The following is a 23806-nucleotide window of genomic DNA, read 5'->3' as shown; positions in this document are numbered from 1 at the left end:
ACTCAGGTGCCCGTCATGGCCATCGGGACGTGAAGCAGGTCATTGAGACGATGGGCGTGCTCGGCGGCCTCACGGCCCACCGACGTCAGATAGCCGCCATCCGGCAGCGTGGTCAACCCCTTGGCATGCAGACGCTCGGCGGCGGCCACCATGTCGGGACTGGCATCGTGGCGAATCTTCAAACCCTTGAGGGCGGCATCATGCGGAAAAAGGCACAGCAGGTGCAGTTCATCGTCATAGGGTGACGGCATGGGCAAACTCCTGACGGCGTGGCGAGTGGCGTTTCAGTATGGCGTCAACTGACGAGCGACGAGTCGTCGGCGCTTCCCCTCCAGTCTAGCCCTTACACCCGAAAGCGCATTGCTGCTTTGGGACTATTCTGCGACCTGATGACCAGACGACAACGCCCCCATCGCGGCGGCGATGGGGGCGTTGTCACTCACACACTGGCTTGTCACTCAGCGCAGGCGTTCAGCGGCTGAATCACGGATCAGTGCTCGAGATCCTGCTGGCGATAGCCCATCAGGTAGAGCACGGCATCCAGGCCCAGGGTCGAGATCGACTGGCGCGCCTGTTCACGCACCAGCGGCTTGGCGCGGAAGGCGATGCCCAGCCCCGCCTCGGCCAGCATCTTGAGGTCATTGGCACCGTCACCGACGGCGATGGTCTGCTCCATATGCAGGCCATGACGCTCGGCGATCTCGCGCAGCAGCAGCGCCTTGCGCTCGGCATCGACGATCGGCTCGCGCACTTCACCGGTGACCTTGCCATTGACGATCACCAGCTCATTGGCGTGGATCTCATCGAAACCCAGCAGCTGCTGAAGATGACGCGCGAAGTAGGTGAAGCCGCCGGACAGGATCGCGGTGCGATAGCCCAGCGCCTTGAGGTTGGCCATCAGGCGCTCGACCCCATCCATCAGCGGCAGATTGGCGGCGATATCGGCCAGCACCGACTCATCCAGGCCTTCCAGCTTGCTCATGCGTTCGCGGAAGCTTTCCTTGAAGTCCAGCTCGCCCCGCATGGCACGCTCGGTGACTTCCGAGACTTCCTCGCCGACACCGTGACGGCGCGCCAGCTCGTCGATCACCTCGGTCTGGATCAGCGTCGAATCCATGTCGAAGCAGATCAGGCGACGATGACGACGCCAGATATCGTCTTCCTGGATCGCGATATCGACACCGTGCAGCGCGCCCAGCGCCAGCGCCTTCTCGCGCAGGGCATTGATGTCGGTGTCACTCTCCGGCAGGCGCAGCCAGCACTCGACACAGGCGCCTTCGGCCGGTGACTCGCCATCCAGCGGCTCACGCCCCGACAGACGATGCATCAGCTCGACGGTGATGCCGAATTCGGCTGTCAGGCCACCGACCTCGGCCAGAATGCCGGCCGGCAGACACGGCGCCAGCAGCGTCAGAATCCAGCGCGGGCGCTCCGCCTGATGGCTCCAGCGCGCATATTCCTCAGCACCGACCTGCACGGCCTGCACATCCAGCCCCAGCTGTTCACCGGCGGCGGCCAGCGCGGCCTCCAGATCGGACTCCGCGCCGAGAGCCACCAGCGCTTCCAGCGACACCAGCCCGAAGGTCACGCTCTGATTGATGTCCAGCAGTCGTGCGCCGCTGCGCGCCAGCGCCTGACCAAGCCCTGCCAGCTGTCCTGGACGAGCCGTACCGGTGGCACGGATCAAGATACGTTGTGTCATTGGAAAATCATTCCTGAGCAATGAATCATCAAGGTGTCGCCCACGGGGCATGTCGGCGTCAACGCCGACGCACCTCAGCTAACAAGCCAGGCCATCCGGCCCGGATTCAACTATCGACGGCCAGACGGTCGACCTTCTGGAAGCCCTTGGGCAGCTTGCTGCCGCGGCGGCCACGCTCGCCACGATAATAATCGAGATCCGCCCCCTTGAGCAGGGTCTTGCGCTTGCCGGCATGCACCACCAGGGTCGCGCCGGCGGGCAAGACCACCAGCGAGCGCACGAGCTCCTCGCGGTTGGCGGCGCGTTCGCCAGGAATCGACAGCATCTTGTTGCCCTTGCCCTTGGACATCTCGGGCAGCTCGGAGAGCGGGAAGACCAGCAGGCGCCCTTCGTTGGAGACCACCGCCACTTCCAGGGCCGCGGGCGTGCCATCGGCAGCCTCCGGCACTGTCGGCACCTCGACCGGTGGCAGCACCGCACAGCCGCGCGGCAGGGTCAGCGCCGCCTTGCCGGACTTGTTCTTGCCGGTCAGCTGTTCGAGCGTGGTCACGAAGCCATAGCCGCCATCGGAGGCCAGCAGATAGCGCGCGGAAGGCGCATCGAGCAGCAGCCCGACCATCGCCGCCCCCGCCGCCGGATTCATGCGCCCGGTGATCGGTTCACCCTGCCCGCGTGCACTGGGCAGATTGTGCGCGGCCAGGGTGTAGGCACGCCCGGTGTCATCCAGCAGCACCAGCGGCTGATTGGTCTTGCCGCGCGCCGCCAGATGGAAGCGGTCGCCGGCCTTGTAGGACAGGCCTTCGGGGTCGATATCATGCCCCTTGGCGGCACGGATCCAGCCCTTCTCGGACAGCGCGACGGTGATCGGGTCGGCGCCCATCAGCTCGACTTCCGACAGCGCCTTGGCTTCGCCGCGCTCGACCAGCGGCGAGCGGCGTGGATCGCCGAAGTCGGTGGCGGCCTGCTCAAGCTCACTGTCGATCAGGTCCGTCAGTGCCTCGTCATTGCCCAGCAGATGCTTGAGGTGCTTGCGCTCGCGCTTGAGCTCGTCCTGCTCGCCACGCAGCTTCATCTCTTCAAGACGCGCCAGGTGACGCAGACGCAGCTCGAGGATCGCCTCGGCCTGACGCTCGGAGAGCTGGAAGGTCTCGATCAGGCTGGCCTTGGGGTCTTCCTCCTCGCGAATGATGCGAATCACCTCGTCGAGATTCAGGTAAGCCGTCAGCAGACCCTCGAGGATATGCAGACGGTCCTCGACCTTGGCCAGACGATGCTCGAGGCGGCGACGCACGGTGGCACGACGATAGCGCAGCCACTCGGCCAGCATCTCGTGCAGCGCCATCACCCGCGGGCGCCCCTTGAGATCGATGACGTTCATGTTGACGCGCGCGTTCTTCTCGAGGTCCGTGGTGGCGAACAGGTGCGCCATCAGGCCTTCGATATCGACACGATTGGAGCGCGGCTGAATCAGCAGGCGCGTCGGGTTCTCGTGGTCGGACTCATCACGCAGGTCCGCGACCATCGGCAACTTCTTGGCCTGCATCTGGGCGGCGATCTGCTCGATCACCTTGGCGCCGGAGACCTGATACGGCAGCGCCGTGATCACGATATCGCCCTCTTCCAGCACGTAGCGGGCGCGCATCTTCACGCTGCCACGACCGGTGCGGTAGAGCTTGGCGAGGTCGGTGCGCGGCGTGATGATCTCCGCCTCGGTGGGGAAGTCCGGTGCCGGCAGGTACTCCATCAGCTGATCGCTGTCGGAGTCCGGATGACGCAGCAGATGGCGCGTGGCGGCCACGACTTCATGCACGTTGTGCGGCGGGATGTCGGTCGCCATGCCCACCGCGATACCGGTGGTGCCGTTAAGCAGCACATTGGGCAGACGCGCCGGCAGCACCTTGGGCTCGTTCATGGTGCCATCGAAGTTGGGCACCCAGTCGACGGTGCCCTGGGAGAGCTCGGACAGCAGCACCTCGGAGTACTTCGACAGCCGCGATTCGGTGTAACGCATGGCCGCGAAGGACTTGGGGTCATCCTGGCTACCCCAGTTGCCCTGGCCATCCACCAGCGGATAGCGATAGCTGAACGGCTGCGCCATCAGCACCATCGCCTCGTAACAGGCGCTGTCACCGTGGGGGTGGAACTTGCCCAGCACGTCGCCGACGGTACGCGCCGACTTCTTGTACTTGGCGTTGGCCGTCAGGGACAGTTCGCGCATGGCGTAGACGATGCGGCGCTGCACCGGCTTCATGCCATCGCCGACATGCGGCAGGGCGCGGTCGAGAATCACGTACATCGAGTAGTCGAGGTACGCCTTTTCGGTGTAGTCGCGCAGGGCCAGACGTTCGACGTCACCCTCCGCGACCTGGATATCCATGCTCATGGGCGCTTGACCTTGATTACGAGCGTAAAACCGGGGAGCGCCTGACTGTGGCGCTCCCGAAAGAATGCTGTCGCGCAGCTTGTCTGGCTTTCGAAGTTCAGCTGCGCTCGAAGCTCACGATGATCAGACCTCGATGTCGGCCATGTTGCCGTAGTCCTCGAGCCAGCTCTTGCGATCACTGGCGCGCTTCTTGGCCAGCAGCATGTCGAGCATCTCGTGGGTGCCGTCATCCGCACTGCGCGTCAGCTGCACCAGGCGGCGGGTGTCCGGCGCCATGGTCGTTTCCCGCAGCTGCAGCGGGTTCATCTCACCCAGACCCTTGAAGCGCTGCACATTGGGCGTACCACGCTTGCTCTCGAGCTGCTTGAGGATGTGCGCCTTCTCGCTCTCGTCCAGGGCGTAATGCACTTCCTTGCCCAGATCGATGCGATACAGCGGCGGCATGGCGACGAAGACGCGCCCGGCATCCACCAGCGCCGGGAAGTGACGCACGAACAGCGCGCACAGCAGCGTGGCGATGTGCAGACCATCGGAGTCGGCATCCGCCAGGATGCAGACCTTGTGATAGCGCAGCTTGGTGAGGTCATCCGAGCCCGGGTCCAGGCCGATGGCGACCGCGATGTCGTGGACTTCCTGGGAGGAGTAGATGTCATGCGACTCGACTTCCCAGGTATTGAGGATCTTGCCACGCAGCGGCAGGATCGCCTGGGTCTCGCGGTTGCGGCCCTGCTTGGCGCTGCCGCCGGCGGAGTCACCCTCGACCAGAAACAGCTCGCTGTCGGCAGGATCGGAGCTTGAGCAGTCCGAGAGCTTGCCCGGCAGCGCAGGCCCGGAGGTTACCTTCTTGCGCGCGACCTTCTTGGCGCTCTTCAGACGGCGCTGGGCCGCCGAGATCACCAGTTCCGCCAGTGCTTCGGCCTGATCGACATGGTGGTTGAGCCACAGCGAGAAGGCGTCCTTGACCACGCCGGAGACGAAGGCGGCAACGCTGCGTGAGGACAGGCGCTCCTTGGTCTGGCCGGCGAACTGCGGATCGAGCATCTTCACCGACAGCACGAAGGCGGCGCGCTCCCACAGGTCATCCGCGCTCAGCTTGACGCCACGCGGCAGCAGGCTGCGGTAGTCGCAGAATTCCTTGAGCGCCTCGAGCAGACCGGAGCGCAGGCCATTGACGTGGGTGCCGCCCAGCGGCGTGGGGATCAGGTTGACGTAGGGTTCCTGCACCAGCTCACCGCCTTCCGGCAGCCATTGGATCGCCCAGTCGACCCCGTGCTCGTCGTCCTCGAAATGGCCGACGAACGGCGATTCCGGCAGGCGTTCGAAGCCATCGGTGGCGCCGAGCAGGTAATCGCGCAGGCCATCCTCGTAGTGCCAGGTCGTCTCGTTGCCATCGGTCTCGATGAGCACGACCTTGAGGCCCGGACACAGCACGGCCTTGGCACGCAGCAGGTGGCGCAGGCGCGGCATCGCCAGGCGCGGGCTGTCGAAGTAGCTCTCGTCCGGCCAGAAGCGCACCAGGGTGCCGGTATTGCGCTTGCCGACGGTGCCGATCTGGGTCAGCTCCTCGGCCTTCTCGCCATTCTCGAAGGCGATGCGCTGACGCAGGCCATCGCGGCACACTTCCACTTCCAGACGCGTCGACAGCGCATTGACCACCGAGACGCCCACGCCGTGCAGGCCGCCGGAGAAGCGATAGCTGTCCTGGGAGAACTTGCCCCCCGCGTGCAGCTTGGTGAGGATCAGCTCGATGCCGGTCACGCCATGCTCGGGGTGGATGTCGGTGGGCATGCCACGACCGTCATCGCCGACCTCGATACCGCCATTCTCGAGCAGGCGCACGCGGATTTCCCTCGCATGCCCCGCCAGCGCCTCATCGACGGAGTTGTCGATGACTTCCTGCGCCAGATGGTTGGGCCGAGAAGTGTCGGTATACATGCCGGGCCGCTTGCGGACCGGTTCGAGGCCGGAGAGGACCTCAATGGAACTGGCGCTGTACTGACTCATCGCAGCCTTGTGTCCTTGGTGTTGACGTCCGCCATCCGACTCGCCATTTCACGTGCGCGAGACGGACAACGGATTCCTGAAAAAAGAGAGACCGGCGCCTGGCGTTCAGCATCGAACGCCCTGCCAAGTCGTGCCAATCCATGTCGTGCCAAGAGGTGCCGTGCCCAGCCAGGTCGTGGTGTGTCGTAGCAGAAAGCACCACGCGCATGACCTGCTAGTCCGGCGCGACATGCATCGCCGCTGCGGTGGCGGGGGCCAGCCGGTGCCCGCCATGCGCCATGATCGCCGGCAGATATTCCGCCAGCTGCGCAAAGCCGTGATCGCCACCCGGCGTGATGATCAAGCGACTTCCCTGATAGAGCCCTGCGGTATCATTGACATCCAATGTCTCATCGGCCGTCGCCAACAGCACCAGGGTGCGCTGCGCCGTGACCGGTTCCGCTTCCAATGCGAGCAGCCCAGGCCCGAACTCCTCGGTGACGGTGAACGTCACGCCGGTATAGGGGTTGGCATGCACCGAGCCGAGCCATTCGCTGACCAGTCGCGCGGGACGCACGGCCGGATTGATCAGCACACTGCGCGGCCCCTGACGCCAGACGCTCTGTGAAGGGCCTGCCGGCCCCTCGAGGCGTGCGGCCTCACGCGCGACCAGCCAGGTAGCCAGAAAGCCGCCCATGGAGCTGCCGATCACCATGATGGCGTCATCACAGGCAGGGTCTGCGGGGTCCAGCGCCAGGCGCTCACACAACGTGAGATAGGCCGCGTTGACCGCCGCCTGACCCGCGCCGGGCTCCGGGGGGATGTCCGGCATCACGCACGGCAGGCCGAACTGCTCTGCCGCGCGCTGCATCAAGCGTGCCTTGGGCGAACAACTGGCCGAATTGAAGCCGTGCAGATACAGCAGACCCTTGACGGGCGCGGTGGCGTGCATCGCTGCCGTATCTGACGGAAAGGGGGAATTGGCCATCAGCACTCCCGACAACACGCCAGACCGCGAAACCTCCCCTCCCACGCCTCAAGATGGCTGGGCATCTCTCGAGCGTTCATACGCTGGAAGCAGGGTTTTCGACGGTCCGCGTCGTGCTGTCTAGTGTAAACGATTGATTCGCTTATAGGATAGCGAGAATACTGTATAAATCAACAGAGAGCGACGACTGACGCCGCCGCTCGTCTTGCATGGCATATCAGCATGCCCTTACACACTCACACTCACACCCACTCTCACTCACATCCGCCGTGGGCTCAGCGCGGGTCCTGATCCTGGGCTGCCCACACCGCTTCGATCAGCGCACGGCTGGAGGCATCCAGCGTCTCGAAGCCTTCGCCAGTGGTCATGGTCGCTTCGGTGGCGGTGGCGATCTGCTTGCCCAGCTCCACGCCCCACTGATCGAATGGATTGATATCCCAGATGGTGGCCTGAACGAAGACCTTCTGCTCGTAGAGCGCAATCAACGCACCCAGCGTTTCCGGTGTCAGCGTTTCCAGCAACAGCGTGGTCGACGGCTGATTGCCACGGTAGCGCTTGTGGTTCGGCTGCGCCTCATCACCGGGAATGGCGTCATCACCCAGCATCAGCACACGTGACTGGGCAAAGCAATTGGCCAGCGTCAGACGGTGCTGCGCCTTGAGGTGGGCGCGTGTCTCGGCGTCCTCGACGTGATCATAACGGCACATCGGCGCGATGAAGTCACACTCGACCGCCTGGGTGCCCTGGTGCAGCAGCTGATAGAAGGCGTGCTGGGCGTTCGGCCCCAGCTGGCCCCACAGCACCGGACAGGTCGAGTAGTCGATCATCTCGCCATCATTGGTCACCGACTTGCCATTGGATTCCATCTCCAGCTGCTCGAGGTAGCTTGCGAAGTACTCCAGGCGACCGTCGTAGGGCAGGATGGAGTGGGCGCGGATATCAAGGAAGTTGTTGTTCCAGATCCCGGCCAGCGCCAGCAGCACCGGCAGGTTGTCTTCCAGCGGCGCGGTGCGGAAGTGCTCATCCAGCTCATGCGCCCCGGCCAGCAGACGACGGAAGTTGTCCATGCCGACATTGAGCGCGATGGGCAGACCGATGGTGCCCCACAGCGAATAGCGACCGCCGACCCAATCCCAGAACAGCAGCTGGTGTTCCGGCGCGATGCCCCACTCGGTCATCTTTTCCGGCTTGGCGGAAGCGCCGATGAAGTGCTGACGGTTGATCAGCGCTTCCAAGCGCCCTTCCGGATCGAGGCGTGACTTCAGCCAGTCGCGCGCGGTGCGGGCATTGGACAGCGTGTCGATGGTCGAGAATGACTTGGAGGACAGGATGAACAGCGTGGTTTCCGGGCTGAAGGATTCCAGATAATCCGCCAGCTGGGAGCCATCCATGGTCGAGGCGAAGTGCACGCCGATCTCGTGGATGTCCTTGGGACGGCAATCGCTCAGGGCGCTGGAGACCATCAGCGGGCCCAGGTCCGAGCCACCGACACCGAGGTTGACCACGTCGGTGATCGGCTTGCCGGTGGCGCCGCGCCACTGGCCGCTGTGGAAGGTGTCGACCATCTCGGCCAGGTGCTCGAGGCTCTCGTGGATGGCCGGCACGATATCCTCGCCGTCCACCTCGAGGCTGGCGGAGCGCGGCAGACGCAGCGCGGCGTGCAGCGCCGGACGGTCTTCGGAGCGATTGACATGTTCACCGGCAAGTAGGCGCTTGATGCCCTGCTCGACGCCGGTTTCGCGCGCCAGATCCAGCAGCAGCTCCAGGGTCTCGCCCGTGAGGCGCTGCTTGGAGAGATCCAGACGCAGTCCCGCGGCTGAGCGCGTGAAGGTCGCCACTCGGTCACGCCCTTGCGCCGCATCCTCGGCGAACAGGTCCTTCAGATGCACATCGGCCATCTGCTCTTGATGATGGCGCGCGAGAGCCTGCCAGGCCTGGGTATTACGACGCGCAGAACGTGCCGCTGATTGAGTGGACATGGCCACCTCTCTCCTTGAAGTGTAATGACCGGCCCTGCATGGCCCGGCCTGAAATCGATTGATGGAGGCATCACCCGCCGGCCGTGACGGGTGCGTCACGGGCGCCGAATGCGTAGAATGGCGGGCCCGACGGGGCGCTCTGCCCGGCCGGTCCTCGGCCACAGGCATGTCGCCATGGCCCACTGCCCGATGAAGCCTTGATCCATGAGTGATGCATCTTACCGTGACGCGATATTTACGACACCCCTTGACCGTGTCGCCAGCTTCTCCTTCGACGAGCAGGTCGTCAGCTGCTTTCCGGACATGCTGCGCCGCTCGGTGCCGGGTTACGGTCAGATCATCGCCATGCTGGGCCTGATGGCCCGTGCCCACCTGCGCCCCGGCGCGCGGGTCTATGATCTGGGCTGCTCACTGGGTGCTGCCAGCATGGCGCTGGCCCGCGAGATGGCCGCCGAGGATATCGAGATCGAAGCCGTCGATCTGTCCAGACCGATGGTCGAGCGCGCCAGCCGCGAACTCGCCGAGGCCTTCCCCGACCACCGCATCAACGTCACCGAAGCCGACATTCGCACCCTCGACTATCAGCCGGCCGGCATGATCGTGGTCAATCTGACGTTGCAGTTCCTGCCGCCGGAAGACCGCGACGCCGTGATCGACAAGCTGTTCGCGGCGCTGGAACCCGGCGGCGTGCTGATCCTCTCCGAGAAGATCATCAGCGATGATCCGATCGAGAATGCCTGGCTGATCGAACGGTATCATGACTTCAAACGTGCCAACGGCTACTCCGATCTGGAAATCTCCCAGAAACGAGAGGCCCTCGAGGACGTGATGAAGCCCGACAGCCTGAACACGCATCACGAGCGCCTGGCGCGCGCCGGCTTCCAGCGCAGCCATACCTGGCTGCAATACCTGAATTTCGCATCGATGGTCGCCTTCAAAGCCGCCGAATGACCGCTACGCCTGCACGGACCCGACCCAGCGCATGAGCATTTCCCCGTATGACCGCGACCTTTACCGCGCCTTCACCGAGCTTGCCTGTGAGCCAGGCGCCGTCGGCGACGGCTTCGCCCGCTGGCTGGGCGCCCTGCCCGAGCAACTGGCCAATGGCCTGGACCGCAAGCGTCACGCCGACCTCAAGGCCTGGCATGGCGCGCTGGAAAAGCTGCCCGCCCTGCCCGACGCGCGCGATGTGCAGCTGGATGCCGACCGGGTCGGTGCACGCTTTCCCACTGGCCTGACTAGCGGCCAGCTGCGCCAGAGCGAGAATCTGCTGCGTGCGATGATGCCGTGGCGCAAGGGCCCCTATCAGCTCGACGAGATCCATATCGACACCGAATGGCGCTCCGACTGGAAGTGGCAGCGTCTCGCGCCGCACCTGTCGGACCTCACCCATCGCCGTGTGCTGGATGTCGGCGGCGGCAATGGTTACCACGGCTGGCGCATGGTCGGTGCAGGTGCGGCCTTCACGCTGGTGATCGACCCTTCACCGCGCTTCTACTGCCAGTTCCATGCCGTGCGCCACTTCATCGGCGCGGACCACCCCCTGGGCCGCAACCTGCACTTCCTGCCGGTGGGCATCGAGGATGTGCCAGCGAAGATGGGCGCCTTCGATACCGTATTCTCGATGGGCGTGCTCTATCATCGCCCCTCGCCGATGGACCACCTCTTCCAGCTGCGCGACACCCTGCGTCCCGGCGGCGAACTGGTGCTGGAAACCCTGGTGGTGGAAGGTGACGTGACGACGGTGCTGATGCCCGGCGAGCGCTACGCCGCGATGCCCAACGTCTACTTCCTGCCCTCCTCGCAGGCGCTGGCCCACTGGTGCGAGCGCGCCGGCTTCAAGGACGTGCGCATCGTCGATGAAGCCGTGACCACTCTGGACGAGCAGCGTGCCACCGACTGGATGACCTACCACTCGCTGAGCGACTTCCTCGATCCCGCTGACCCGAGCCTGACCCGCGAAGGCCACCCGGCGCCGCGGCGTGCGGTGCTGATCGCCACTCGCGCCTGAACTGGCGTCTGAGCGGGCGCCTGAACGCGCGTTAGAGACACGGACTTCTCGTCGCGCCAGGGCCAGCGGCGGCACAGATACAAGAACGGCGATGCTCCATGAGCATCGCCGTCTTCTTTTCTCTCCTCAGACACTGCCCCTCGTCTCAGGCACTGCCTCGCGCCTCAGACAATTCCCAGACGCTGCGCCTGCCGGTACAGGTTGCCGCGATCGACCTTGAGCCTGCGCGCCGCCTCCGCCCAGTTGCGATCACTCGCCTGCCAGACCCGCGAGATGTGCTCGCGCTGAAACGCCTCGGTGGCATCGCGCAGTCCCAGCGTCTCATCGCCGTCCTGCCAGGCGGTGCGCGGTGCAGAGCTTGCTCCTTCTGTCTGACTCGCTTCCGCCGCCTGACTCGCTCTTCCCGCCTGATCCACCAGCCCCACCTGCGCGCCCTGAATCTCCTGCGCCGCGCCGGTGGCCCGTTCAAGTGACATCTCGGTATTGACCTCCAGCCCCAGCAGCTCCGGCGTGATCAGCACCAGCTGGCGCCCATCGGCGCGCAGGCGAGTCGGGTGGGCACCATGCGCGAGCCGGGCATGCAGGGCGGCGCGGCTCAGGCAGTGCTCCAGCTCACGCACGTTGCCGGGCCAGGGGTACTCGCACAGCAGGCGCTCCGCCGCCGGCGTCAGGCGCAGATTGCCCAGTCCGAGGCGCGTGCGGTTGTGCTCAAGAAAGGTGCCGGCCAACGCCAGCAGGTCCGCACGTCCGCGTTCACGCAGCGGCGGCACCCTGAGCGGATAGACGCTCAGGCGGTGATAGAGGTCTTCACGGAAATGCCCGGCGGCGACCTCCGCCTCGAGATCGCGATTGGTGGCCGCGATGACGCGCACATCGACCTTGACCACGCGATCGCTGCCCAGCGGCTGCAGCTCGCCCTCCTGCAAGACCCGAAGCAGCTTGGGCTGCAGCGCCAGCGGCAGCTCGCCGATCTCATCCAGCAGCAGGGTGCCGCCATCCGCCATCACGAAGTGGCCACGGTGATCATGGGTCGCGCCCGAGAAGGCGCCACGCCGATGCCCGAACAGCGCGCTTTCGACCAGGTCCGGCGACAAGGCGGCGCAGTTGATGCGTACCAGCGGCCGCGCAGCCCGCCGGGAAGCGTCGTGCAGCCGCTGGACCACGCCCTCCTTGCCCACACCGGTCTCGCCCTGCACCAGCACCGTCATCTCGGTATCGGCAACCGCCTCCAGCTGCGCCTCGAGCCTGGCCATCGCCGGGCCACGCTGCGGGCAGGCCATGGCACTCTGTGACGCCATGCCTGTCGGTGAGACCACCATCGGTGCCGAAAGCCCTGACCTGCCGACCGCGGCCCACTCCTGTCGTAGTGACAGCGACAGACAGTGTGCGGGGAGTGACAACCAGGCCTGCAACTCCTGAAGCGGAAGTGACAGCTCGTCCGTACTCGCAAAGGCGCACAGCGATTCCAGCGGGGCCAGCACCCCCGGCGTCAGCGCATCGAAGGTCATCACCCCCAGCAGGGTATCGCCATCGCGCAGCGCGATACCGGCGCAGTCATGCACCAGCAGATCCGGCCCATGCACGTCCCCCAGCAGGCCATCGAAGGGGTCCGGCAGGTCGCTGTCCAACGCGAAACGATGTACCCCCGTGTGCTCGACGATCGCCTTGAGCCGCGGGTGCTCCGCCAGCGCGAAGCGTCGCCCGCGCACCTCGGCAGGCAGGCCGTAGGTGGCCAGTGGCAATAACTCGTCACGCTCGGGCAGGTAGCGCATCAGGGTCGCCGCCTCACCGGGCAGCTGCTGCATGATCGCGGCCAGCAGACGCGTCCATGGCAGCGCGCGCCGCTCGCCGCCCTCCTCGCGGGACAACCAGGCGGCGAGCCAGGCATTCACGGCCGCGACCGGCGTATCATTCAGGGGCAAGTGGGCATCGGGCATGCGGTCATCCTTGCGGGTATCGGGAGTGAGAGGACTGAAGGTTGATGTCATCATGACACGCTTGATGTCATTAAAACACGCCACATGACCATGTCATTTTGACATCATAGACCTGCAAAGCGCATGACGACTGGCCTCGAGAGTTGGCACGCCCCTTGCCATAGAGGGAGGGACATCAATCAGAGGTATCGTCATGCTGACCAACGCCCAGGAAGACCTGATCGCCGCCACCGCTCCCGTCGTCGCCGAGCATCTCAATGCCATCACGGCGCGCTTCTATCCGCTGATGTTCGAGCGCTATCCCGAGGTGAAGCCGCTGTTCAACCAGACCCACCAGGCCAGCGGCGGCCAGGCCCGTGCGCTGGCCGGCGCCGTACTCGCCTATGTCGGCGCACGCCACTCGCGTGAGGCGGTGGACCGCCTGCTGGCGCCCGTGGTCAGCAAGCATGTCTCGCTCAATATCCTGCCGGAACACTACCCCATCGTCGGCGAGTGCCTGATGGCCGCCATCGGCGAGGTGCTGGGGGACGCCGTCACGCCGGAGATCGCCGATGCCTGGGGCGCCCTCTATGGGGAACTGGCCGCTGTGCTGATCGCCGCCGAGCAGGGCCGCTACGACAGCTTCGCCGCTACCCGCGGCGGCTGGCAGGGGCTGCGCCGCTTCCGCATCGTGCGCACGCAGGACGAGAGCCGCGAGATTCGCTCGCTGTACCTGGCACCGGTGGAAGGCCCGATGTTCTCCTTCCTGCCGGGCCAGTACATCGGCATGCGCCTGACGACACCCCAGGGCGTGATCCATCGTCATTACAGCCTGTCCCACGCGCCGGACGAGCGCTTCTGCCGTATCTCGGTCAAGCGTGAGGCCCACGGCCAGTCCAGCCAGTACCTGCATGCGCTGAAGACAGGTGACGAGATCGAACTGCTGCCACCGGCCGGCGAGCTGACCTTCGAGCATGCTGCCCCGCAGAGCGCCGATGCCCCGGTGCTGTTGCTGTCGGCGGGTGTCGGCCAGACGCCGATGCTGTCGCTGCTGACGGCGGCGCTGGCGGCGGGCCGCCAGGTGATCTACCTGCATGCGGCGCGCAATCCCGAGGTGCATGCCTTCGACGCCACCCTCAAGGCGCTGGTCGCGCAGTATCCAACGCAGCTGCATTATCAGGTCTGCTACGAACAGGCCGAGACGCTGCCGCCCCATGCGCAATTGGGCATCATCGAGCGCGACTGGCTGGCGCAGCAGATCGCCGCGACCGGTGCCAGCGCCGAGTCGCTGCAGGCCTTCGTGATCGGCCCGCATGGCTTCATGCAGAGCATGATCCAGCACCTCAGCCGTATCGGCGTACCGCTCAGCCAATGTCACCACGAGCATTTCGGCCCCTCCACCCCGCTCGCCATCGACACTGCTGTCGCCTGATGCGCCAGGTGTGAGCCGCACCATGCAAAAAGCCCCCATCGCCTTGCGGCCATGGGGGCTTTTGCGTTCTCCGGCTTCATTCCAGCAGGCCGTGTTGTTATTGCGTGTCCAGCGTTGTTGTTGGTATTCCGCTGACTTCCATGCTGCTGTCGCTACAGGACGGAATCAGTTGGTGCGGCCGAGCAGCTCGCGCACATCTCGCGCTTCCCAGTGCGGGAAGTGCTTGCGCACCAGCGCATTGAGGTCGGCTTCAAACGCGGCCCAGTCGGTCTGCTGGGTGGTGGCCTGGGTGCCGGCGCGACCCACGCCGCGAATCATGCCCGCGCCGACGGTCACGTTGCTCAGACGATCGATGACGATGAAGCTGCCGGTCCCCGGGCTTGAGCGGTAGTCGTCTACCGGCACCGCCTGGGTCAGCTCGAGCTGGACGCGACCGATGGCGTTCAGCGCCAGGCTGTCGCCCTCGTGATGCTCCAGCGTGTTGACGTCGTAGAGGTAATCGATGGCGCTGACCTGACCGGTCAGGTCACGGGTCGCCAGCTTGATATCGTACTGACGGCCCGGCTGCAGCGGCTTCTCGTGCATCCAGACGACATCCGCTTCCAGTGCATTGGAGAGCGGCAGTTCGGCATCCGCCGCCACCAGCCAGTCGCCACGCGAGATGTCGATCTCATCGTCGAGCGTCAGGGTAATGGCCTGACCCGGGTAGGCGATCTCGAGATCACCATCGAAGGTGACGATGCGCTCGATGGTCGAGGCCTTGCCGGACGGCAGCACCTTGACGCTGTCTCCCGGACGCACGACACCGGCCGCCAGGGTGCCGCAGTAACCGCGGAAATCGAGGTTGGGACGATTGACGTACTGCACCGGGAAGCGCAGATCGCTGAGGTTCTGGTCGTGGGTCAGTTCGACGGTTTCCAGCACCTCCAGCAGTGACGGGCCCGCTTCGCCATCGACGGTGTACCAGTCCAGTGACGGGCTGCGATTGACGACGTTGTCGCCCTTGAGCGCGGACATCGGCACGAAGCGGATGTCCGGCGCGTTCAGCTTGTTGGCGAATTCCTGGTACTCGGCGACGATCTCGTTGAAGCGCGTCTCGGAGTAATCGACCAGGTCCATCTTGTTGACCGCGATCACCAGGTGCTGGATGCCCAGCAGGTCGGCGATGAAGCTGTGACGACGAGTCTGGGTCTGCACGCCGTAGCGCGCGTCGATCAGGATGATCGCCAGGCTCGCGGACGAGGCGCCAGTGGCCATGTTGCGGGTGTACTGCTCGTGCCCCGGCGTGTCGGCGATGATGAACTTGCGCTTGTCGGTCGAGAAGAAGCGATAGGCGACATCGATGGTGATGCCCTGCTCACGCTCGGACTGCAGGCCATCGACCAGCAGGGCCAGATCGACCTCGTCACCGGTGGTGCCGCTGGTCTTGGAGGCCTGGGTGATGGAGGCCAGCTGATCTTCATAGATCAGCTTGGAATCGAACAGCAGACGACCGATCAGGGTCGACTTGCCATCATCGACGCTACCGCAGGTGATGAAGCGCAGCAGGTCCTTGCGCTCGTGTTCTTGCAGGTAGGCTTCGATATCCGCGGAAATCTTGTCTGACGCGTGGGACACACTCTTCTCCTTGCCGCTGTCATGGGCCTGATGAGGTGGCGAGCCAGTGTCGCGAACCAGTGTCTCATGAGGCTGCGAGCCGACTCATCAGGCGAATTGTTCGTTCGGGTCATCAAGCGCCGCGTGGCGGCGCCTGCAGGCAATGTGCTGAGGCGACCTTAGAAATAACCTTCGCGCTTCTTCTTCTCCATCGAGCCTGCCTGGTCGTGATCGATCGCACGCCCGGAGCGCTCGCTGGTACGCGTCAGCAGCATTTCCTGGATGATTTCCGGCAGGGTCGCGGCGGTGGATTCCACGGCGCCGGTCAGCGGGTAGCAGCCCAGGGTACGGAAGCGCACGGACTTCATTTCCGGCACTTCGCCCTCCTTGAGCGGCAGACGGTCGTCGTCGACCATGATGTCGAGGCCGTCACGCTTCACCACCGGACGCACGGCGGAGTAGTACAGCGGCACGATCTTGATGGATTCGAGATAGATGTACTGCCAGATGTCCAGCTCGGTCCAGTTGGAGAGCGGGAAGACGCGGATGGACTCACCCTTGTTGATCTTGGAGTTGTAGATGTTCCACAGCTCCGGACGCTGATTCTTGGGGTCCCAGCGATGGTACTGATCACGGAAGGAGTAGACACGCTCCTTGGCGCGCGAGGCTTCCTCATCACGACGTGCACCACCGAAGGCGGCATCGAAGCCGTGCTTGTCGAGTGCCTGCTTGAGACCGGCGGTCTTCATGATGTCGGTGTACTTGGCACTGCCGTGATCGAACGGGTTGATGCCCGCCTCGACGCCTTCCTGGTTGATGTGCTCGATCAACTCCATGCCGACTTCCGCGGCCATCTCGTCGCGGAACTTGATCATTTCCTGGAACTTCCAGGTGGTGTTGACGTGCATCAGCGGGAACGGCGGGACGCCCGGCGCAAAGGCCTTGCGCGCCAGGTGCAGCATGACGGCGGAATCCTTGCCAATGGAGTACAGCATGACCGGATTGGCAAATTCCGCTGCCACTTCACGGATGATGTGAATGGATTCGGCCTCAAGCTGCTTGAGGTGGGTCTGACGTTCGGGGGTAAGCATTGCGTGCGGCAACCTCGTGAGCGTTGGGACACGCCCCGAGAGGCGGCCCGTGAAGTCAGTGGCGCGCTCTGTCAGCGACAGATGGATGCCCCGAGGGAGCACGCCGAATGGTTACACGGTACTCGCCCCGCCTTGATAACGTCAAAGAATCAGAAACTATCTTTTAAGACCAAAAAGGCATACCTGATACCTGTGGGCCTTGCACCCCGCTGATGACACCGAGGGCATTCATGCTGACGCCCAGATCATTCATGCTGACGCTGTGGCAGCGCATGGGGCGAGCTTGCCCGCCCTTCCTTGCGAGACTGGCTAGAGCGTGACCCGCTCCACCCAGGTCTCGAGATGCTCGCCATCGAGATCCACCACGCGCAGGCCGGGGCGCGCCGCCTCATCCACGGCGAAATCATGGCTGAGCGGAGCGAACTGATCGGAGGTGGAGGGAACGCCATAGACGGCCACACTGCCCTGCCCACACGGCATGAGTTGCGTGAAGGCCTGATGGATATGCCCACACAGTACGGCCCGCACCTGCGGGTACGGGCGCAACGTTTCCCACAGCGCATCGCGGTCGGCAAGGCCTAGCGCATCCATCCAGTCCGAGCCGATCGGCAGCGGATGATGATGCATGGCCAGCAGGATCGGACGTGGGTCCAGCTCGACGGACAGCGCCAGTGACTGCGCAAGCTCGCTCAATTGCTCCTCGCCAAGCTCCCCCCCGGCCTGCCCGGTGACGCGCGAATCCAGACACAGCAGTCGCCAGTCGCCCAGATCCAGCTCGTGATGAAAGGGACGCAGCTCCTGCATGAATTCAGGGTGATCGTGGTTGCCCGCGAACCAGAACCAGGGGCAGCCAAGGCCATCGAACAGCTCTGCCGCCATGCGATAGGAGGCAGGGCTCTCATCCTGGCTGACATCACCGGTCACCAGCAGGATATCGGGGCGCAGGCGCGAGGCATGCGCCATCACCGCCTCCAGCTGACGCCAGGGGAAGCCCAGCCGTGAACGCGCACCAGGGTCGGCGCGCAGATGGCAATCACTTATCTGAATCAGTCGCATCGGTCTCTCGAGCAGCAGGGAAATGAACAGAACCGCGACGGCCGGGCCATCGCGGTTCTGTCAATCAAGACGGGAAATCCATCGGGTGTCAGCGCCTGTGCGCCATGCCAGCCCCAAACGTCACGGCAACTCCGGCACATCCGCCTGCCCGAAGGCGCGGGCATGGGTCAGCCATTCGCCGAGAAAGCGATTGAGCTGAAGCTTTTCGTCCGGCTGGTGCATGCGCGGATTCGGGTAACGATTGCGCCCTGAGAAGTGACGCTGGCGCTGAAAGTCGGTGACCTCCGCCATGCGCACGTCGTGGTACAGATGCACGCTCATGCGCGGCGAATCGATGATGTGGTCCAGCACGCCGGTCTGGGCGACCGTGACCATGGTGGTATAGGGCGCGCATTCGACCACCTCGAGCAGCAGCGTGCCGAAGTGGCCCTGATTGCCCGCCAGCGGGAAGGCGAAGCTGTCACCGGCCTCGGCCTTGCCGAGGATGCGCGTGAGGCGCAGATAATTGGACCCGCACTCGGCATGGAGTGCTTTTAGGTCAGCCACATAGGCTTTCTTGACCTGCATGGGCGATCTCCTTGCGAATCTCAGAACATTGGCATGTTGTCTGTCAAAGCACGCCCGCTATCGTGCGTGGCAAGATGCGGGCGACGTGTGATAAATCAAGCGCTGCGCCAGCGCTCAGGCTGTCGGCGATAAGCTCTCGGCTATCGACTCTCGAGTCCAGCTCTCGGGACTGAAGCTGAGACGAAAACCGAGACTGATACGGACGCAGACAGTGATCGTTGCTGGCTGCCGGTTTTCAGCAAGCCTCTAGAATAGCAGCTCTGACGCGCAGGTTGAGGAAGCCTGCGTGAGACACGGGGGATTGCCAAGCTTCGCCTTCACTGCCTCAGGCATGCATGACGCGCAACGAGGCACGCTCACGCAGCAGCCATTGCATGGCCATGATGGCCATCGCGTTGCCCAACCGCCCTTGTTCCAGCAGCGTGAGGGCCGCCTGGAAATCGAGCACATGCACACGGATGTCTTCATTCTCCTCGGCCAGACCATGCACGCCACCCAGCCCACTGCTGTCACACAGACCGATGAACAGCGTGACCTCCTCGGTACAGGCGCCGGGGCTCGGATAGTAGCGGTACAGTTCGATCAGGTCGGTCAGCTCACACCCGGCCTCCTCGATCGCCTCACGGCGCGCGACCTCATGGGCCTGTTCGTCCTTGTCCACCAGCCCTGCAATCGGCTCCAAGCTCCAGGGCGTGCGTGCGTCTTCCAGCATGCCGGCACGAATCTGTTCGACGAAGACCACACGGTCGTTGACCGGGTCGTAGGGCAATACGCCTACCGCATCGTGACGGACATGCACCTCGCGATGGATCACATCGCTCCAGCCACCGTTGAAACGCTGGTGGCGGAATTCGCGCTGCTCGAGGCGAAAGAAGCCGTCCTGCAACACCCTGGCCTCGACCAGTTCGACATCATCATGTGCGAAGGCCTGTTGCCCTGCGACGTGCTCTTGTTGCTCGCTCATGCATCCTCCTTGGCTGAGCAGACATTATCCTGTCCTGCCGCGAGACTGGCCAGCCCGTCACCTGCAAACTTGCTCGCCGCGCCGTACCGAGTCAGCCATCAGCGCCATTCAAGGCGCCGCCTGAAGACACCTGGGCGACTTATCACCCGCAGAGCGATAAACGACACGGCCCGAGCGGGATCTCCGCTCGGGCCGTGGGGCTCAAGGACTCAGTCATTCAGGGAATCGGGAATTCATTCGAGGCTGTTAGAACAGCGCCTGACGCCAGCGCTGCCGTTCACTTGCGGGGCTCACTGATGGTCGCTCCAGCCAGTCTCCGCCTCCAACAGCCATGCAAGTGATACGGATGCCAGAGACTCACTGCAGGCGCTTGATCAGCGCGGCGATCTCTTTCTGCAATTCCTGATCGGCCAGCTCACGGTTGGGACGCGGCGGCCCGTCCTGTGCGAGACGCGCATGCTTGAGCGCTTCCTCATCACGGCCTTCGGAGGCCAGATAATCGGCGTAATAATAATTGGTATCCATGCCCGTCGGGTTGACCTCAAGCCCCTTGCGCAGCACTTCTCCCGCCTTCTCATCATCCCCGAAGCCCACCGGCCAGCCGGGCGCCTTGTCATAGAGCGCGCCAAGCGTCACATAGGCAGAGGCGTTGTCGCCCTCGGGGTCGAGCGTGATCGCCTTCTCGAGCGTGGCCTTGGCTTCCTTGGCCAGATCCAGTGCTCCAAGGCCACCGCGCGCCTTGGCCCATGAAGCCAGAATGATGCCTTCCCAGGTCAGCACATGGGCATTGTCCGGATACTGATCCGCCAGCGCGCGTACCTCCTTGCCCAGGGCCTCCATGCCCTTTTCCTGAGCATCACCGGAGACCTGATAATTGATCTGCGCCCAGCGCTTGGAGAGCGGGAAGACGTCATCATCGCCCGGGGCAGCATGGACTCCGGTCATGCCGGCCAGCGTGATGCCCAGCGCCATGCCCCCGGAGAGCAATACGCGACAGCAACGGGATATGACACGGCAAGACGGGTGTGAAGATGGCAGCATGGGCATGGACAGCTCCCTGATTTTCGTTATTGTTGGCAGATTCGGCATGGGTGACGCGCAAGTGCTCCGGCGAGCACACACTGACTGTAACGAACGTTTGAATCGGCCGCCAATCACCCTTGGTCGCAGGTCTCAACGCTAGCGAACATCACACACGACGCCTTGAGCCTTACCCACAGAATCAGCGGAGCAGACCATGCAAGGTCGCAACATGACACGCTGGCGCGACCCCAAGACGGACCCGCGCCAGGAAAAGAAGAGCAACGTGATTACCCCGCAGGGCCTCGCGAAGATGAAGGGCTTGGCCGACCACCTGAGGCGTGTGAGGCGCCCAGAGCTTTCGCGCAAGACGGGCGAGGCCGCCGCCATGGGGGATCGCAGCGAGAATGCGGATTACACCTACAACAAGAAGGCGCTCAATCAGACCATCGCCAGGATCGCCTATCTGGAGAAACGCCTGGATGAGCTGACAGTCGTCGATCGCTTGCCCGCGGATCTGGAGCGCGTCTATTTCGCGGCCTTCGTGACGCTGGAGGACGAGCAGGGAGAGGAGATGGAGATTCGCATCGTCGGCCCTGATGAGACCGACAATCCGCGCCGCTGGATCAGCGTCGATGCGCCCCTTGCCCAGGCATTGCTGGGCAAGGGGCTGGATGACGAGGTGAGCGTAGCCGCACCGGGTGGCGAGACGACCTACATCATCACGGCCATCCGCTATCAGTCGCCGGAGGCATAAGCGGCGAGCTGGGCATCAGGCCGCAGAGGCTCAGGTCGCAGGGAATCAGCGCGCCTTGCGTGCACGATAGACCTTGAACTGGCGCGTTTCCGCGAGCACTTCAAACTCGCCGAAGGCCGCCTGCAGCAGACCGGGATACGGCAGGAAGGCATTGGCGACCAGCGTCAGGGTGCCGCCGGGCATCAGGTGATCCGGTGCCTGGCTGATCAGGCGCGCCGCCGGTCCGTAATCGATATCGCGCTCATGATGGAACGGCGGATTGGCCACGATGGCCTCGAACCGCTCCCCCTCGAACGCCGCGAAGACATCACTCAGGCGTACGTCCGCCTCAAGCCCGTTGAGCGCCAGACTGCGACGGGTCGCCTCCACCGCGAAGGCACTGACGTCGCCTGCCATCACGCGCGCACCGTGACGCGCCAGCCAGCAGCTGATGATGCCATCACCCGCCCCGATATCCAGCGCACGCTTGTAGCCACGGGTCGGCAGGTTCTCCAGCAGCAGCGCGGTACCCGGGTCCAGCTTGGCATTGCCATACAGTCCCGGATGGCTGGTCAGTCGCATCTCCAGCGCCTCGAATTCGCCCCAGCCTTCTGTCCATTGTCCAGCCACTGCCAGTGGCGATTCACTGCTGGCGGCCTGTTCGGCCGTCAACTCACGCGTGGCGGATGACCACAGCTGGCAACGGCGCGCGGTATCGTCCTTGCGCGCCGTCATCCCCAGCGCCTTGAGGATGCGCTCAGCGCGCTTGATGCCACCGTTGACCTCGCCCACCACCTTGATCGGCGTACCGGCCGGCAACACCTGGCATAGCGCCACCAGCCACCACTCGCCCAGCGCGTGCGCCTTGGGCCAGAACACGATGGCGCCCGCGGCTTGCGCGATGGTGTCATCAGCTCGCGCATCGGCGAAGAACACCGCATGGCTGACCCGGTGCCCTGCTTCCCGCGCGGCATTCACGATACCGGTGTCATGCCCCCAGACACGCCGCTGGCGGTCCGATGACAGCCACCAGTCATCACGCGGCGCAGCGACCCACAGCCAATCACGAAAATCACTGTCCTGACGCTCTAGTAGCTGACAGGCGGGGGTTTGAGCAGACATGAAGACTCCAACAGGGTAAGAAGATACGGACAACGGCGAGGGCGCCGGATATCGAAACAATGCGGTTGTGCGGGTACCGCCTCAGGCCGGGCGCACCAGCTCATAGTGCAGATAGCGGCCCAGATAGACGAAGGGGGTCGTGCGCCAGTGCTGACACTCGAGCGCCAGCAATTTCTGCATGTCAGCCTCGCTCAGCGGGTCGCGTGAACGCAGATAGTCGTGGAAGACGCGCAGCCCGGTCAGCTCACGCACCTCAAGCCCCGCCTCCGCGGCCCACTGACGTATCTCGCCATCGCGTAGCGGTGAGATGGGCGTCAAGCGCTTGCCGGTACCCCAGCCTGCCAGGCGCCCTTCCAGTACCTTGTCGAAATTGCCCTTGCTGACATTGGAAAACGCCAGCGCATCGCGATTGAAGACACTCAGCGACATGACGCCGCCGGGCGCCAGCAACTTCGCGAGCAATGCAAACCCCTCCCGGGGATCGACCAGCCACTCCAGCACGGCATGGCACACCACCACCGGCCACTGTTTGTCCGTCTCAGCAGCGAAGCCCTGCAGATCACGCCCCTCCCAGATCAGTCGCCCAGCGAACGGCTCATCATTCGACAGCGCGTCGGCGTGACCAGGCACTTGCGGATCTGACGCCGCCTGAGCCGCCCGGGATGGATCAGCCGTCGAACCAGCGGACAGCCCCTGGCCTTGCGGCGCGGCAGTGCTCAGGAAGCGTTTCGCGCGCTCACGCATCTCGCCAGAGGGTTCGACCAGCGTGAGGTGGTGCCCACGCGTGAGCCACCAGTGAGCGGTCTGCCCGAGCCCCGCACCGATTTCCAGTACCGGGGAAGGCGGCAGGTGCGAGAAACTCTCATCCATCAGACGCTGGGTCAGCGCAAGACGAACACGGCCGCGCTCCGTGGTGTAGAAACCACGTTCGAACTTGTCGGCCAGACCGTCGAAATGACGATCAGCGGTGGCACGGCGAACGCGAGAGGCGCCAGCGCGGGACGAGGTTTTCGGCTCAGGCATGGAGAATATCTTGGCGAAGGAGAAAGAACTGACGAAGCGATGGTGCAGATAATGCCTCACTCACTCGCCAAAGGCACTTCTCGGTGCGGATGAACCGCCCACTGATGCCGCTGACGGCCCGCCGCCACGCATTTCCTCCGCCAAATGGATCGGCGTAGAATGGCGCCTGCATCGAGGGGCCAAGGAACGGCACATGGCGAGGAAAGAGGTCATGGGGCAGAGAAAGACCGACACTTG

General features: G+C 64.3%; 19 protein-coding genes. 4 read left to right on the top strand and 15 right to left on the bottom strand.

Annotated features, from left to right (window positions below; translation table 11 throughout):
- Positions 1–2 precede the first annotated feature (2 nt).
- From LCW13_RS05375 to pgi, 6 genes are all read right to left on the bottom strand, one after another.
- Positions 3–251, bottom strand: coding sequence for a TIGR02647 family protein (locus LCW13_RS05375; RefSeq protein WP_043335179.1), 249 nt, complete (start codon positions 249–251; stop codon positions 3–5).
- A gap of 239 nt (positions 252–490) precedes the next feature.
- Positions 491–1702: a phosphoserine phosphatase SerB gene (gene serB, locus LCW13_RS05370; RefSeq protein WP_153635349.1), complete on the bottom strand. Its 1212-nt coding sequence runs from the start codon at positions 1700–1702 to the stop codon at positions 491–493.
- A 106-nt stretch (positions 1703–1808) separates the two neighbouring features.
- Entirely contained in the window at positions 1809–4085 is a 2277-nt protein-coding gene (parC, locus tag LCW13_RS05365) for a DNA topoisomerase IV subunit A (RefSeq protein ID WP_153635348.1), read from the bottom strand.
- A gap of 123 nt (positions 4086–4208) precedes the next feature.
- Positions 4209–6089, bottom strand: a complete 1881-nt coding sequence (gene parE / locus LCW13_RS05360; protein WP_225347772.1) for a DNA topoisomerase IV subunit B — start codon at positions 6087–6089, stop codon at positions 4209–4211.
- 214 nt (positions 6090–6303) lie between these two features.
- A complete protein-coding gene (locus LCW13_RS05355) occupies positions 6304–7056 on the bottom strand; it encodes a YqiA/YcfP family alpha/beta fold hydrolase (protein WP_225347771.1) in 753 nt (250 codons plus the stop codon).
- Positions 7057–7331: 275 nt separating this feature from the next.
- Complete coding sequence (gene pgi, locus LCW13_RS05350) at positions 7332–9035, bottom strand: glucose-6-phosphate isomerase (RefSeq protein WP_225347770.1); 1704 nt, start codon at positions 9033–9035, stop codon at positions 7332–7334.
- Positions 9036–9239: 204 nt separating this feature from the next.
- Between pgi and cmoA the strand changes: the two genes are divergently transcribed.
- Together cmoA and cmoB are read left to right on the top strand one after the other, a co-directional pair.
- Entirely contained in the window at positions 9240–9986 is a 747-nt protein-coding gene (gene cmoA, locus LCW13_RS05345) for a carboxy-S-adenosyl-L-methionine synthase CmoA (RefSeq protein ID WP_215824115.1), read from the top strand.
- Positions 9987–10017: 31 nt separating this feature from the next.
- Positions 10018–11046, top strand: coding sequence for a tRNA 5-methoxyuridine(34)/uridine 5-oxyacetic acid(34) synthase CmoB (gene cmoB / locus LCW13_RS05340; RefSeq protein ID WP_225347769.1), 1029 nt, complete (start codon positions 10018–10020; stop codon positions 11044–11046).
- Positions 11047–11210: 164 nt separating this feature from the next.
- Here the strand turns inward: cmoB and norR are convergent, their stop codons facing one another.
- Positions 11211–12983 (bottom strand): nitric oxide reductase transcriptional regulator NorR, encoded by a 1773-nt coding sequence (norR, locus tag LCW13_RS05335; protein ID WP_225347768.1) that lies wholly within the window; start codon positions 12981–12983, stop codon positions 11211–11213.
- Between the two features lie 193 nt (positions 12984–13176).
- Here norR and LCW13_RS05330 point away from each other — a divergent pair, with 193 nt between their 5' ends.
- Positions 13177–14394, top strand: a complete 1218-nt coding sequence (locus tag LCW13_RS05330; protein WP_225347767.1) for a globin domain-containing protein — start codon at positions 13177–13179, stop codon at positions 14392–14394.
- Between the two features lie 165 nt (positions 14395–14559).
- On the opposite strand, the gene cysN is transcribed toward LCW13_RS05330, so the two are convergent.
- The 6 genes from cysN to LCW13_RS05300 form a co-directional block, all read right to left on the bottom strand.
- On the bottom strand, positions 14560–16011 hold the full coding sequence (gene cysN / locus LCW13_RS05325; RefSeq protein ID WP_153635343.1) for a sulfate adenylyltransferase subunit CysN: 1452 nt from the start codon (positions 16009–16011) through the stop codon (positions 14560–14562).
- Between the two features lie 158 nt (positions 16012–16169).
- Positions 16170–17081 (bottom strand): sulfate adenylyltransferase subunit CysD, encoded by a 912-nt coding sequence (cysD, locus tag LCW13_RS05320; protein ID WP_054557074.1) that lies wholly within the window; start codon positions 17079–17081, stop codon positions 16170–16172.
- A gap of 309 nt (positions 17082–17390) precedes the next feature.
- The gene (locus LCW13_RS05315) at positions 17391–18137 is read right to left on the bottom strand and encodes a metallophosphoesterase (protein WP_225347766.1); all 747 of its coding nucleotides are present in this window, start codon (positions 18135–18137) and stop codon (positions 17391–17393) included.
- 120 nt (positions 18138–18257) lie between these two features.
- On the bottom strand, positions 18258–18704 hold the full coding sequence (locus LCW13_RS05310; protein ID WP_043337025.1) for a DUF1249 domain-containing protein: 447 nt from the start codon (positions 18702–18704) through the stop codon (positions 18258–18260).
- A 325-nt stretch (positions 18705–19029) separates the two neighbouring features.
- Positions 19030–19668: an NUDIX domain-containing protein gene (locus LCW13_RS05305; protein WP_043337028.1), complete on the bottom strand. Its 639-nt coding sequence runs from the start codon at positions 19666–19668 to the stop codon at positions 19030–19032.
- A 357-nt stretch (positions 19669–20025) separates the two neighbouring features.
- Entirely contained in the window at positions 20026–20709 is a 684-nt protein-coding gene (locus LCW13_RS05300; protein ID WP_153635341.1) for a tetratricopeptide repeat protein, read from the bottom strand.
- 196 nt (positions 20710–20905) lie between these two features.
- Here LCW13_RS05300 and LCW13_RS05295 point away from each other — a divergent pair, with 196 nt between their 5' ends.
- Positions 20906–21445 carry a GreA/GreB family elongation factor gene (locus tag LCW13_RS05295; RefSeq protein WP_153635340.1) on the top strand — a complete coding sequence of 180 codons (540 nt, stop codon included), beginning with the start codon at positions 20906–20908 and terminating at the stop codon, positions 21443–21445.
- Between the two features lie 45 nt (positions 21446–21490).
- Here the strand turns inward: LCW13_RS05295 and LCW13_RS05290 are convergent, their stop codons facing one another.
- Positions 21491–22546, bottom strand: a complete 1056-nt coding sequence (locus LCW13_RS05290; RefSeq protein ID WP_153635339.1) for a methyltransferase — start codon at positions 22544–22546, stop codon at positions 21491–21493.
- Positions 22547–22627: 81 nt separating this feature from the next.
- A complete protein-coding gene (locus LCW13_RS05285; protein WP_225347765.1) occupies positions 22628–23569 on the bottom strand; it encodes a methyltransferase domain-containing protein in 942 nt (313 codons plus the stop codon).
- Positions 23570–23806: the final 237 nt, after the last annotated feature.

The sequence above is a fragment of the Cobetia amphilecti genome (assembly GCF_020217465.1).
Lineage (GTDB): Bacteria > Pseudomonadota > Gammaproteobacteria > Pseudomonadales > Halomonadaceae > Cobetia > Cobetia amphilecti.
The sequence above is the reverse complement of the archived record's forward strand: the minus strand, read 5'-3'. Positions and strand labels throughout refer to the sequence as shown.